Source organism: Microbispora cellulosiformans, from assembly GCF_008728085.1.
GTDB classification, from domain to species: Bacteria; Actinomycetota; Actinomycetes; order Streptosporangiales; family Streptosporangiaceae; genus Microbispora; species Microbispora amethystogenes.
Map to the genome: position 1 here is coordinate 33,868 of NZ_VYTZ01000023.1, position 12,898 is coordinate 46,765.

The 12,898-nt window shown below is 70.5% G+C and carries 14 protein-coding genes; 9 read left to right on the forward strand and 5 right to left on the reverse strand.

Annotated features, from left to right (window positions below):
- Window positions 1-73: 73 nt before the first annotated feature.
- The 3 genes from F5972_RS35185 to F5972_RS35195 all read right to left on the reverse strand — a co-directional run bounded on the left by F5972_RS35185 (window position 74) and on the right by F5972_RS35195 (window position 3,024).
- Window positions 74-913 (reverse strand): LLM class flavin-dependent oxidoreductase, encoded by an 840-nt coding sequence (locus F5972_RS35185; RefSeq protein ID WP_150940211.1) that lies wholly within the window; start codon window positions 911-913, stop codon window positions 74-76.
- Window positions 914-1,079: 166 nt separating this feature from the next.
- Window positions 1,080-2,519, reverse strand: coding sequence for an MFS transporter (locus tag F5972_RS35190; RefSeq protein WP_191910473.1), 1,440 nt, complete (start codon window positions 2,517-2,519; stop codon window positions 1,080-1,082).
- 61 nt (window positions 2,520-2,580) lie between these two features.
- Window positions 2,581-3,024, reverse strand: coding sequence for an ATP-binding protein (locus F5972_RS35195; protein WP_150940213.1), 444 nt, complete (start codon window positions 3,022-3,024; stop codon window positions 2,581-2,583).
- 266 nt (window positions 3,025-3,290) lie between these two features.
- Here F5972_RS35195 and F5972_RS37675 point away from each other — a divergent pair, with 266 nt between their 5' ends.
- The 3 genes from F5972_RS37675 to F5972_RS35205 are packed head-to-tail and all read left to right on the forward strand — an operon-like array spanning window position 3,291 to window position 3,917.
- Window positions 3,291-3,440: a hypothetical protein gene (locus F5972_RS37675; protein ID WP_191910474.1), complete on the forward strand. Its 150-nt coding sequence runs from the start codon at window positions 3,291-3,293 to the stop codon at window positions 3,438-3,440.
- A gap of 11 nt (window positions 3,441-3,451) precedes the next feature.
- Window positions 3,452-3,679, forward strand: a complete 228-nt coding sequence (locus tag F5972_RS35200; protein ID WP_150940216.1) for a DUF6158 family protein — start codon at window positions 3,452-3,454, stop codon at window positions 3,677-3,679.
- Window positions 3,672-3,917: a hypothetical protein gene (locus F5972_RS35205; RefSeq protein ID WP_150940218.1), complete on the forward strand. Its 246-nt coding sequence runs from the start codon at window positions 3,672-3,674 to the stop codon at window positions 3,915-3,917. Before F5972_RS35200 ends, F5972_RS35205 begins: the two co-directional genes overlap by 8 nt.
- Before the next feature lie 112 nt (window positions 3,918-4,029).
- On the opposite strand, the gene F5972_RS35210 is transcribed toward F5972_RS35205, so the two are convergent.
- A complete protein-coding gene (locus F5972_RS35210; RefSeq protein ID WP_150940220.1) occupies window positions 4,030-4,401 on the reverse strand; it encodes a hypothetical protein in 372 nt (123 codons plus the stop codon).
- Between the two features lie 105 nt (window positions 4,402-4,506).
- Between F5972_RS35210 and F5972_RS35215 the strand changes: the two genes are divergently transcribed.
- The 6 genes from F5972_RS35215 (at window position 4,507) to F5972_RS35240 (ending at window position 11,595) form a co-directional block, all read left to right on the forward strand.
- A complete protein-coding gene (locus F5972_RS35215; protein ID WP_150940221.1) occupies window positions 4,507-5,499 on the forward strand; it encodes a LacI family DNA-binding transcriptional regulator in 993 nt (330 codons plus the stop codon).
- A 57-nt stretch (window positions 5,500-5,556) separates the two neighbouring features.
- Window positions 5,557-6,567 carry a LacI family DNA-binding transcriptional regulator gene (locus F5972_RS35220; protein ID WP_150940223.1) on the forward strand — a complete coding sequence of 337 codons (1,011 nt, stop codon included), beginning with the start codon at window positions 5,557-5,559 and terminating at the stop codon, window positions 6,565-6,567.
- Window positions 6,568-6,725: 158 nt separating this feature from the next.
- Window positions 6,726-8,093 carry an ABC transporter substrate-binding protein gene (locus F5972_RS35225; RefSeq protein WP_150940225.1) on the forward strand — a complete coding sequence of 456 codons (1,368 nt, stop codon included), beginning with the start codon at window positions 6,726-6,728 and terminating at the stop codon, window positions 8,091-8,093.
- A gap of 84 nt (window positions 8,094-8,177) precedes the next feature.
- A complete protein-coding gene (locus F5972_RS35230) occupies window positions 8,178-9,059 on the forward strand; it encodes a carbohydrate ABC transporter permease (RefSeq protein WP_150940227.1) in 882 nt (293 codons plus the stop codon).
- On the forward strand, window positions 9,059-9,952 hold the full coding sequence (locus F5972_RS35235) for a carbohydrate ABC transporter permease (protein ID WP_150940228.1): 894 nt from the start codon (window positions 9,059-9,061) through the stop codon (window positions 9,950-9,952). The genes F5972_RS35230 and F5972_RS35235 overlap by 1 nt, the downstream gene beginning before the upstream one ends.
- A 59-nt stretch (window positions 9,953-10,011) precedes the next feature.
- Complete coding sequence (locus tag F5972_RS35240; protein ID WP_150940230.1) at window positions 10,012-11,595, forward strand: glycoside hydrolase family 13 protein; 1,584 nt, start codon at window positions 10,012-10,014, stop codon at window positions 11,593-11,595.
- 42 nt (window positions 11,596-11,637) lie between these two features.
- On the opposite strand, the gene F5972_RS35245 is transcribed toward F5972_RS35240, so the two are convergent.
- The gene (locus tag F5972_RS35245) at window positions 11,638-12,858 is read right to left on the reverse strand and encodes an alpha/beta hydrolase family protein (RefSeq protein WP_150940232.1); all 1,221 of its coding nucleotides are present in this window, start codon (window positions 12,856-12,858) and stop codon (window positions 11,638-11,640) included.
- Window positions 12,859-12,898: the final 40 nt, after the last annotated feature.

Sequence of the window (12,898 nt, forward strand, 5' to 3'; positions counted from 1 at the left end):
GAGGGTCGGGACGTCCACGCCTCAACTCTGCCCGATCGCCCGCGTCCCGGCGCAGCGCCCCCCGGCTCGCGGATCAGAGGGCGGACAGAAGCCTGTGAACGTGGGAGAGCGGGTCGGCGCCCACGGGACGGACGGCGACCGTGGTCACGCCCGCCTGCCACAATGCCCTGACGTGCGCGGACGCCTCCTGCGGGGAACCCACCGCCATCGCGACCTCCTCCGGCGCCACCCGCAGGAACGCCGCTTGCTGCTCCGCCGCGGGACGCATGATCTCGCGGGCGTCGTCGCCGACGCAGAGGTAGACGAACGCCACGACCTCGTGATCACCGGTCGCGCCGATGCGCTCGATGACCGGCGGCAGACGTTCCGGGCCGAGCCCCTCGGGGAGGATCGTGCCCTGGGCCACCCGCCCCGACAGGGCCAGCGAGCGGGGACTCACCACTCCGGCGAGGACGGGCGGCGGCTCGGCCGGCGGATGGACGAGGCGCACGGCGTCCAGGCTCACCTCGCGCCCGTGCACGGTGACGGTCTCGCCGCGCAGCAGCGCCCGTACGGACGTGATCGTCTCCTCCAGCAGCGACAGCGGTGACGAGGCGGCGGCGCCCACCTGACGCATCCACTCCTGCACTCCGTGCCCGATCCCGGCGGCCAGCCGCCCGGGATGGAGGCGGGCCAGGTTGGCCAGCTCCATCGCCAGCAGCATCGGATTGCGCAGGGGCGCCGGGGTGATGCCGATGCCCACGCGCAGGCGTTCGGTCGCGGCCAGCGCCGTCGCCGCCGAGGAGATCGCGCCCGTCCAGCCGAGGTCCTCCACCACCCACAGGTCGGAGACCGCGGTGCCGTCGAGCTCCCCGGCGAACCGGGGAAGCGACTCCGGCGGAAGGTCGCGGTCGAAGACGACTCCAAGCCTCACGGGCGGCCCTCCAGTGCGTGAGATCGGCTCCACGGTTTCCCAAGTATCCAGGACGGAGGGGGCGTGAACGGAAACAGGCACCTGCCGTGAGACAGGTGCCTGTGCCGAAGATCCGGAGCGTGCCTCCGGCGGACTCGAACCCGACGCCTCTGCGCCGGTCGGGCGGTCAGGCCATCTGGTGCTGCTCCGAGCTGAGGGGAGCGGCGATGTCCTCCAGCGAGCGCCGCGCGGCCTCCACGCCCATGAACCACTGCACCAGCCCCGCCGCGATCATCAGTACGGCGCCGATGACGTAGCCGACGACGACGTTGCCCACACTCTCGCTCTCCACCAGGCGGCCGAACAGCACCGGCCCGATGATGCCGCCGAGCCCGGTGCCGACCGCGTAGAACAGCGCGATGGCGAGGGCCCTGGTCTCCATCGGGAAGATCTCCGAGACCGTCAGGTAGGCGCTGCTCGCCCCGGCCGAGGCGAAGAAGAACACCACCATCCAGCAGATCGTGAGGGTCACCGGAGAGAGCACCTGCGCGTCGAACAGCGCGGCGGTGCCGAGCAGGAGCAGGCCGGACAGCACGTAGCTGCCCGCGATCATCGTGCGGCGGCCGATGGTGTCGAAGAACCGGCCGAGCAGGACCGGGCCGAGGAAGTTCCCGATCGCGATCGGGATGAGATACCACGGCGTGCTGCCGTCCGGCACCTTGAAGAAGGTCGACAGCACCAGCGCGTACGTGAAGAAGATCGAGTTGTAGAGGAACGCCTGACCGATGAACAGCGACAGGCCGACCACCGTGCGCTTGGGGTAGCGCCGCAGCAGCGTCGCCGCCACCTCCGTCAGCGGGGTGCGCTCCCGCTGGGTGATCCTGATCTCCCCGTGCGCGGGTTCGAGTGTCTTCCCGCTCTCGTCGCGGACCTTCGTCTCGATCTCGCCGACGATCTCCTCGGCCTCCCGTTCCCGGCCGTGGATGAACAGCCAGCGTGGGCTCTCCGGCACCGTACGGCGGACCAGCAGGATGGCCACGCCGAGGACGGCGCCCAGCCCGAACAGCAGACGCCAGCCGAGCCCCGCCGACAGCAGGCTCGTGTCGAGCGCCGGGATCGCGATGAGGGCGCCGAGCGCCGTGCCCAGCCAGAAGGAGCCGTTCACCACCAGGTCGACCGTGCCGCGCACGCGGGCCGGGATGAGCTCGTCGATCGCCGAGTTGATCGCGGCGTACTCGCCTCCGATGCCGGCGCCGGTGAAGAACCGGCACAAGTAGAAGTACCAGGCGTCGTGGGCGAACGCGGTGGCCACGGTGGCGGCGAGGTAGAGGGCGAGCGTCACCAGGAAGAGCTTCTTGCGCCCGAACCGGTCCGTCAGGTGGCCGAAGAAGAGTGCGCCCAGGCAGGCTCCCGCGACGTACACGCCGGCGGCGACGCCGACCTCGCTGTCGCTGAGCCCCAGCCCGCTGCTCGGGTCGGTGATACGCGGGCCGATGACCCCGACGATCGTCACTTCGAGCCCGTCGAGAATCCAGACGGTGCCGAGGCCGATGAGCACGAGCCAGTGCCAGCGAGCCCAGGGGAGCCGATCCAGTCGCGCGGGAATGTCGGTGCTTATCTGCGCCATATCGTCCCCTTCTTCGGAAGATATGGCGCCCGACTACCCGATATCGGGCGAGAAATTCACCTCAGACCGTCCAGGCGCCTTCGTTTCCCACACCTCCGGGCGGGGGAACCACGCCGTCGTGCCCGAGCTCGAACCACACGCAGACTCCGGCGCGGCTGGCCGACACGCCCCAGTGCCGGGTGAACAGGTCCACCAGGTGGACGCCGCGCCCCGGCGTGAGGTTGGGAGACGTCCAGCAACCGCAGCCCTGCGTGGACAGCGTGACCCGGGCGGCTCCGGGAGTGGCCAGGACCGACACGCCGTAGCCCGGCGGCCGGCCGCAGGAGTCGGCGTGCCGCAGGGACTCGGCGATCAGCTCGCCGATCAGCTGCACCGCGTCGTCCCGGCAGGGGTGGCCGTCGCCGAGGCGGGCGGCCACGAACCTCCGGGCGGCCCGCACCCGGGAGGGGTCTCCCGAGAAGGGGCGTGAGATCGCGATTCTCCCCGAGAGGTTGAGAATTGTCATCCCGTGATAACTCCCTGTGCACCCGCCTGCCGTCGGGGAATCGAGGCCGATGTAAGACTGCGTTCATCCTGCACTTTGCAATTCGGCTCCGCAATATGGCGAATGCGATTGCCTGGTTCCCTTTCGTGAGATAAGGGGGAGCGCGCCGTACGGGAGGAGGGGGCGGACCGACTGCCCGGCTCCGCCGGCGGCCCTGTCCTGAGCCCGCTTCCGGCCTTTGCGCCCGGGCCGGTATGGGGGTCGCCTCACCGGGCAGGAGACCTGGCATGCGAACAGAAGACGGTCGTTATATCGATATCGACGCGGACGAGCCGGACATCGCAGGCGAGTGGATGCCGTCCGAAACGGACCCGCCGAACGCGAAGCCGGACGACGGGAAGCCGGACGAGCGCTGGGAAAAGCCGACAGAGGTGTGAGGAGAAGGGTGATGACGATGGGAGTCGACCCCCGGGACCTGGGCGACGAGGATCTGCTCCGCGAGCTGCGCCATCTGCACGAGACCCGGAGCGAGACGTTCTTCCACGGGTCCGACGACGCGCTGGAGCGCCACACCTCCCGGACGCAGGAGCTGGAGGGGGAGTACCTCGCACGCTACCCGGACCGGCAGGTCGATCCGGAGCGGCTGCGGGAGGGGGCGAGGCAGCGCAGTGCGTGAGGAGGAGAGCCTGGGAGACGCCCAGGAGATGTCGGGGACCGAACTGGCGGTCTACGAGGCCGTCGCCGCGCTGAACGTGGACGAGCGGTCCGCGACCGTCGCGCAGGTCGCCGAGATGACCGCTCTCGGCGAGGACGACGTACGGCGGTGCCTCGGCTCGCTGGTGGAGGGCGGCAGGCTGGTCCCCAAGGGAGACGCCTACCTCCTCGGCGCGCACGACTGGGGACTCGAATACTGACTGGCCGGGGCCCGGCCGGCCCGTGCGACGGGGACGGCGGCGGTGGTGCGCCACACCGCGTGCCTCGCCCGTGTCGCCGGGGCCGGCCGGGGGTCCATGGGGGTGACCCGGATCAGGAGCAGGCGCTCCCGAGCTCCTGGGTCGCCTGGGTGGCCTTCTGGCCGAACTCGCTCAGCTTGGCCGCGGCGGCCGGGTCCTTCAGGTCGATCTTGAAGGAGCCCCACGAGTCGGCCATGCCCGCGAGCGCCACCTTCACGTCGCCGTCGGCCTTGCCGGACAGGTCCTTGAGCTGGGCGGCCAGGTCGGCGGTCGCGGTGTTGAGGCCCTTGACGTCCCCGGCCGCGGCGGCGGCCTTGGAGCTGTAGTCGGTGAACGCCTTGATCGCCTCCTCGCAGACGGCCGTCTGGCCGCTGCCGCAGGCGGCGGTCAGGGCGAGAAGGGTGGACGCCGCGGCGACGGCGAGGCTGTTCCTGAGGATGTTCATGACGCCTTCCTGAGTGATCTGCAACGCGCCGGACGCTACGGACGGCCTCTTTCACCCCGCTTACAAGCCGCTTGCAGCGCCGGTACGCGTCGTATGCTTGCCGCCATGACGCGGCGGCTTGCGGAGGTTGCGAAGAAGGTCGGGGTCAGCGAGGCCACGGTGAGTCGCGTCCTGAACGGCAAGGCCGGGGTCTCGGAGGCCACCCGGGAGGCGGTGCTGACGGCCCTCGACGTGCTGGGGTACGAGCGGCCGACGCAGTTGCGCGGGGAGCGGGGCCGGTTGGTCGGCCTGGTCCTGCCCGAGCTGCAGAACCCCATCTTCCCGGCGTTCGCCGAGGTCGTCGGGGGCGCCCTGGCCCAGCAGGGGTTCACGCCGGTGCTGTGCACCAGAACCGTCGGCGGGATCTCCGAGGCCGACTACGTCGACCTCCTGCTGCAACAGCACGTGTCGGGGGTCGTGTTCGCCGGAGGCCTCTACACGCAGACCGGCGTCGTCCACGAGCACTACCTGCGGCTCGTCGAGCGCCGGCTGCCCACCGTGCTGGTCAACGCCGCCGCCGAGCACTGGGACTTCCCCCGCGTCTCCTGCGACGACGCGATCGCGGTGGAGCAGGCGCTCGGTCACCTGCGCGCCCTGGGCCACCAGCGGATCGGCCTGATCGTGGGCCCCGCCGACCACATGCCGTCCGCGCGCAAGCTGGAGGCGTACCGCGCGCTGGGCGGCGAGCTGGTCGAGCACACGATGCACTCGCTGGAGGGCGGCCACGCGGCGGCCCTGAAGCTGGTGCGGCAGGAGGTCACCGGCATCGTCTGCGGCAGCGACCCGCTGGCTCTCGGCGCGATCCGCGCCGCCCGGCGCGCGGGCAGACGCGTGCCGGAGGACGTGTCCGTCGTCGGATACGACGACTCCGCGCTGATGACCTGCGTCGACCCGCCGCTGACGACGGTGCGTCAGCCGATCGAGGCGATGGGCCGGGCGGCGGTGGAGCTGCTGGTGAGCCAGATCGAGGGCACCGCCGTCGCGACGGGAGAGCTGTTGTTCGAACCGGAGCTGGTCGTCCGCTCCTCCACCGGGCGGGCCGGCGTCCCCGTCGCCTGAAGGGTCTGAAGGCAAGCGCGCGCAAATTCTTGCGTAGATTGTCGTACAGTTGCGTTCATGACACGACGGCTTGCGGAAGTTGCCAAGAAGGTGGGCGTGAGCGAGGCGACCGTGAGTCGCGTCCTGAACGGCAAGGCCGGGGTCTCGGAGGCCACCCGGGAGGCGGTGCTGACGGCCCTCGACGTGCTGGGGTACGAGCGGCCGACGCAGTTGCGCGGGGAGCGGGGCCGGTTGGTCGGCCTGGTCCTGCCCGAGTTGCAAAATCCCATCTTCCCGGCGTTCGCCGAGGTCGTCGGGGGCGCCCTGGCCCAGCAGGGGTTCACCTCCGTGCTGTGCACCAGAACCGTCGGCGGCGTCTCCGAGGCCGACTACGTCGACCTCCTGCTCCAGCAGCACGTGTCCGGGATGGTCTTCGCGGGGGGCGCGTACGCCCAGGCGGACGCCTCGCACGGCCACTACCGCAGGGTGCTGGACCGGAAGCTGCCCGCCGTGCTCGTCAACGCGGCGGTCGACCACCTCGGGTTCCCCCAGGTCTCGTGCGACGACGTCGCCGCGGCGCGGATCGCGCTGGCCCATCTCACGGCGCTCGGGCACCGGCGGGTCGCCATGCTCCTCGGCCCGCCCGACCACGTGCCGTCCCGGCGCAAGCTGGCCGCGTTCCGGGCGCACGCCGCCGAGGCCGGCCTCGAACTCGACGCGGACCACGTCGAGCACACGATGTTCTCGCTGGAAGGCGGGCACGCCGCCGCGGCGCGCATGGTCGCCCGCGGCGTGACCGGGATCGTCTGCGCCAGCGACGTGCTCGCCCTCGGCGCGATCAGGGCGGCCCGCCGGGCCGGTCTGTCGGTGCCCGGTGACGTCTCCGTCATCGGATACGACGACTCGGCACTGATGAGCTGCGTGGACCCGCCGCTGACCACCGTCCGCCAGCCCATCGACGCGATGGGCCGGGCCGCCGTCGAGCTGCTGGTGGCCCAGATCGACGCGGCCGTGGTGCCGGGCGACGAGCTGTTGTTCGAGCCCGAGCTGGTCGTGCGGGCCTCCACGGCGCCCGTACGTGCACTCTAGGACTCACTGTCACTTTTTTGCAGAGTTAATGACGGACTATTGCTCAGTCCTGCACGCCTCTGTATGTTTCTCGCAACCGAGCGGATCGGGGCGCTCCAGTCGGCCCCGAGCCGTGTGCTCCGACGGGTCGTGGCGCGCGGTTCCAGAAGGGAACGAGGATGAAATCCCAGAAGCTCTCGACACTGCTGGTCTCGGGACTCGCCCTGGCGGCGGCCGCCGCGTGCGGCTCCGGCGACGGCGACAGTGGTGACAAGGCCGGCGGGGCGCCCGGCGGAGCGAAGGTGACGATCTCGGTGGGCTGCCAGCCGCCGAAGACCAACCCCGTGCAGCGGGACGAGTGGAACGAGGACGTCGCGGCGTTCCAGAAGCTGCACCCCGGCATCAAGATCGACAGCAAGGACGGCTTCCCCTGCCACGACGTGAAGACGTACGACGCCAAGCTGGCCGGCGGCCAGATGGAGGACGTCTTCTACGGCTACGTCGGCGACGTGCAGCCGGCTATCAAGGCCGGTCAGGCCGCCGACATCACCGACTACGTCAAGGACGTCAAGACGTTCAAGGACATCGACCCCAGCGTCATGCGGGCCTTCACCGTGAACGGCCGGATCTATGGCCTGCCCAGGACGACGTACAAGGTCGGGCTCGTCTACAACCGCACGCTGTTCACCCGGGCGGGGCTCGACCCGGACAACCCGCCGAAGACCTGGGCCGAGATCCGCGAGGCGGCCAAGAAGATCGCCGCGCTCGGGCCCGGCTACGTCGGGTACGGCGAGTACAGCGCGGGCAACACCGGCGGCTGGCACTTCACCCAGGAGATCTATGGCCGCGGGGGAGACGTGGTGACCCCCGACGGCAGGCGGGCCGCGTTCAACACCCCCGAGGGCAGGGCGGTCCTGCAGAACCTCAAGGACATGCGCTGGACCGACGACAGTATGGGCACCAAGCAGCTCTACCAGTGGGACGACCTCATGCGCCTGATGGGCGCCGGCAAGATGGGCATGATCCTCGGCGCCCCCGACGTCATCACCGAGTTGCACGACAACCGGCACGCCAAGTACGAGGACTTCGGCCTCGCGGCGTTCCCCGAGGCCAAGGCGACCCTGGGCGGCGGTGACGGCTACATGTTCAACGTCAAGGACACGCCCGAGCAGATCAGAGCCGGCATCGCTTGGCTGGACTACTACATGCTGGCGCCGGGCCGGGGCCAGTTCGACTACGAGCGGCAGAAGGCCAGGGGGCGGGCCGTCGGCCTCCCCGACAACAACCCCTGGGGAGACAGCCCCTCGGGACGCACGCTGCTCGACCTGCGTAAGCAGTACGCCACGCTGCCGCTGGCGAACTACGGCGCGTACGCGGAAGGATCGGGGGCCATCCCGCTCAAGCTGGAGCCCCCGATGACCCAGCAGATCTACCAGATCCTCGACACCCCCATGTCGGCGGTGCTCACCCGGCAGGACGCGAACGTCGACGAGCTCCTGGCGGACGCGGAGAAGAAGGTGAACGACCTGCTCGCCAGGGCGGGCTGACCCGTCCGGGGTGCCGGGACCCCACCGGCACCCCGTCTCCCACGTCCGCCCCCCGACCGGGAGAGACCCCGAAAGTGACACCACATGAACGTCGCCACGAAGCGTGACGTACAGCGCAACCTGACCGCGTACGGCTTCCTGTGCGGAGCGTTGATCTGCTTCGCGTTCTTCTCCTGGTATCCCATGATCCGGGAGGTCTTCCTCAGCTTCCAGAAGAACAACTTCGTCAGCGACCCGGTCTGGGTGGGGTTCGACAACTTCAGGGCCGTCTTCGCCGACTCGGCGTTCTGGCCGGCCTGGCGCAACACGGCCGTGTTCACCCTGCTCGCGCTGGTGATCGGCTACCTCGTGCCGTTCGCGTCCGCGATCGTGCTCAACGAGCTCCGGCACGCCCGCGCGTACCTGCGGTTCGTGGTCTACCTGCCGGTCATGCTGCCGCCGGCCGTGTCGGTCCTGCTGTTCAAGTGGTTCTACGACCCCGGGGCCGGGCTGTTCAACCAGATCCTCGGGTTCTTCGGCGTCCCGCCGCTGAGCTGGCTCGACTCGTCCGGCACGGCCCTGGTGTCCCTGGTCATCGTGTCGACCTGGATGAACCTCGGCAGCGGCACGCTGATCTACCTCGCCGCGCTGCAGACGATCCCCGGCGAGCTGTACGAGGCGGCCGAGCTCGACGGCGCGGGGATCCTCCGGCGCCTGTGGCACGTCACGATTCCGCAGACCCGGCTCATCCTGCTCGTCATGCTGCTGTTGCAGGTCATCGCGACCATGCAGGTGTTCATCGAGCCGTTCATGCTCACCGGGGGCGGCCCGGAGAACGCGACCGTGACCGTCGCCTACCTGATGTACCAGTACGCCTTCAACTTCGGGAACTTCGGCGGGGGCGGCGCGCTCGGGCTGATGCTGATGATCGTCTTGATGGTGTTCTCGGTCGTCTACCTGCGCGTCGCCCGGGAGGACCACCCCTGATGCCCGACGCCACCCCCCAGGTCCGCACGCTCGTCTCCCCGCACCGGCTGAGCAGGGGGCGCGGCCGGGTGATCTACTGGATCGTCCTGGCCACGACGCTGGTCACGTTCACGCTGGTGTTCGTCTTCCCGTTGTACTGGATGATCACCGGCGCGCTGAAGTCACCGCAGGAGCTCGACCAGATCCCGCCGACGCTCTTCCCGGCGGACGGCCTCAACTGGGACACCTACCGGGAGGCGTGGGAGCTTCTCGACCTCGGCCGGCTGCTCGGGAACACGGTCCTGTACGCCGCGGGAGCCTGGATCTTCACGATGGCGGTGGACGTCACCGCGGCCTACGCGCTGTCGAAGCTGCGGCCCGTGCTCGGCCGGGTGATCCTCGGCGGCATGCTGGCCACGCTCATGATCCCTCCGATGGTGCTGCTGCTGCCGACCTACGTCACCGTGCTCGACCTGCCGATCCTGCACGTCAACCTGCTGAACACGCCGTGGGCGATCTGGCTGCCGGCCGCCGCGAACGGGTTCAACGTCTTCCTGCTCAAACGGTTCTTCGACTCGATCCCCCGCGAGCTTCTGGAGGCCGCGGAGATGGACGGCGCCTCCCCGGCGCGGATCCTCTGGTCGATCGTCCTGCCGATCTCCAGGCCGATCCTCGGTGTGGTGTCGATCTTCACGGTGGTCAACGTCTGGCGCGACTTCGTCTGGCCGCTGCTGGCGCTGCCCGACACCGAGAAGACGACGATCAGCGTGGCGATCAACTCGCTGTCGCAGACCATGCCGCAGAACGCGCTCACGGCCTCCCTGGTGATCGCGAGCCTGCCCACCATCGTCGTCTTCTTCCTGTTCCAGCGGCACATCATGGCCGGTCTCACCGCCGGCGGCCTCAAGGGCTGAGAGGCATTCCGCAGCCGTCACCGGTGAGCCGCCGTCATCCACAAGGAGTTGTATCCAGCATGCCCGGCACCACCCCGACCCCCGAATGGTGGCGCGGGGCCGCGATCTACCAGGTCTACCTGCGGAGCTTCGCCGACGGGAACGGCGACGGCACGGGCGACCTGGCGGGGCTGCGGTCACGCCTGCCCTACCTCGCCGACCTCGGCGTCGACGCCGTCTGGCTGAACCCGTGGTATCCCTCGCCCATGGCCGACGGCGGCTACGACGTCGCCGACTACCGGGCCATCGAGCCGGTCTTCGGCACCCTCGCCGAGGCGGAGAAGCTCATCGCGGAAGCCCACGACCTGGGCATCCGCACGATCGTGGACGTCGTCCCCAACCACGCCTCCGACCGGCACGCCTGGTTCCGGGAGGCCCTGGCGGCCGGTCCCGGTTCGGCGGCCCGGGAGCGGTTCTGGTTCCGTCCCGGCGTCGGAGACGGCCCGCCGAACGGCTGGCAGTCGATCTTCGGCGGCCCGGCCTGGACCCGGGTGCCGGACGGCGAGTGGTATCTCCACCTGTTCGCCCCCGAACAGCCCGACTTCAACTGGAACAACCCGGACGTGCGTCAGGAGTTCCTCGACGTGCTGCGCTTCTGGTTCGACCGGGGCGTGGACGGCGTCCGCATCGACTCGGCGGCCGTCCTGGTCAAGGACCTCGACAGCGTGGAGGAGTCGTACACCGACCACGACGACGTCCACGAGATCTACCGCGAGTGGCGGCGGCTCAGCGACGCGTACGGCGGCCGGGTCCTGATCGGGGAGGTGTGGCTGCCCGACCAGGAGCGGTTCGCCCTCTACCTGCGCCCGGACGAGATGCACACGGCGTTCAACTTCGACTTCCTGTCGTGCCCCTGGGAGCCGGCCGCCCTGCGCCGCAGCATCGACCTGACGCTGGCCACGCACGTGCCGATCGGCGCTCCCGCGACGTGGGTGCTCTCCAACCACGACGTGACCCGCCCGGTCACGCGGTACGGCAGGCGGGACACCTCGTTCGACCACGCCGACCGCAAGCACGGCATGCCGTCCGACCGTGAGTTGGGCAGGCGGCGGGCGCGGGCGGCCGCCCTGCTGGCCATGGCACTGCCGGGCAGCGTCTACGTCTACCAGGGGGAGGAGCTCGGCCTGTGGGAGGTCGAGGACATCCCGGACGACCTGCGCGAGGACCCGATCTGGGCCCGGTCGGGTCACACCGATCCGGGGCGCGACGGCTGCCGCGTGCCGCTGCCGTGGTCGGGCACCGAACCTCCGTTCGGTTACGGCACGGGCGAGCCGTGGCTGCCCCAGCCGGCCGGATGGCGCGACCTCACCGTCGAGGCCCAGCAGCGCGACCCCGGCTCCATGCTGTGCCTGTACCGCTCCGCCCTGCGCCTGCGGCGTGAGCTGCTCGGGGACGGCACGATGACCTGGCTGCCGGCCGGGCACGACGTGATCGCCTTCCGCCGCGACTCCGGCCTGGTCTGCGTGGTGAACCTCGGCGCGGAGCCGGTGCCGTTCCCGGCCCGGGGCTCGGTGGTGCTGGCCAGCGGCCCTCTCGGTCAGCGGAACGGAGGAGACCTGCTTCCCGGCGACACCGCCGTCTGGATCACGGAGGAGGCGCGATAAGGGAGCGGTTCCGGCTGAGGACGGAACCCGGGTCGCGTCCGCCTACCCGCAGACCTTGGTGCCCGGGGCGCAGAGCTCGACCTCGGGGTAGCGTGCCGAGGGCTTGTCCAGGAGAGGTTGGGGCTTGCCGCGCAGGTGCAGGTCGAGGAAGGCGCGGACGTACGCGCGGGTGATCTCGACCGAGCGGGCCACGGACAGTTTCCCCCGGACGTCCTCCCGGTTCCCGAGGCCGAGGGCATCCGCCAGTAGCGGCAGGTCCGTGAAGGACTGGTGGTCCGCGCCGGGCAGCACGGCCCAGCGCTTCCAGCCGGTCAGGAGCTTCCAGTCGCGGTCCCAGGAGTTGTCGCGGCCGCCGGGCGTGTGGGCCGCCGCGCCGATGAACATGAACGGCCGCGACAGCCCGCCCTTCGGGATCCGGGCGTACGTCGTGCCGTCCATGTCGATCCCGCCGCGTATCCGGCGGTCCTTCACCATGGCCGCCAGGGCGCCGGCACCGCCGATGGAATGGCCGACCATCGCGATCCTGGAGGCGTCGATCAGCGCGGAGCCCTCCCACTTCGCGCCGCGCCCGGTGAGCCGGTCGAGCACGAAGGAGACGTCCGCCGCCCGGATCCCCACCACCCTCGTGCCGAAGCCGGGGTCGCTGTCGCTCTCGCAGGCGACGCAGTCGGCGACGCGTCCGTCCGGGAAGGTCGTCCCGTAGTCCTCGTACGTGTGGTCGACGCCGGCCACCACGTACCCGTCGGAGGCCAGCTCCTCGGCCAGCGCCGTGAGCGTGGCGCGGGGCGTGGTGAAACCCGGAGAGAGCACCACCAGGGGCAGACGGCCCCGGCGCCCCGCCGGTTTCGCGTCCTCATAGGCGTTGGTGCGTGTCCTGCTCAGCAGGTCGTACGGCACGCCGGTCGCCTTCTTGCCCTTCAGGAGGAGCTCCGACTCCTTCGCGGTCATGTACGGGGCCCGCCGTCCCCCGCCCGCCCGCGCCGGGTACCACAGGGTGACCATGAGTTCCCTGGCCTTCACCTCCGGCACCCACGGGTCGGAGCGGGAGGTGTCCTTCAGATACAGCACGGTGCTCCCGACGGCCCCGCCGCCGGTGGGCGCGGGCATGGCCGGAACGCCGGTGGGCGACGGACCGGCGGACGCGGCGGCCGGAAGGGAGCGGGGGAGGGCGGGCGTGGAGCAACCGGCCACGGAGAGGACGACCAGTCCGGCGGCTGTCAGGCGGCCGCGTGGGACCGGCGCCGATCTGACGGCATGACTCATGAAGCATCCGTCCTTTCAGGACATGGCGGGAGACGAGCGC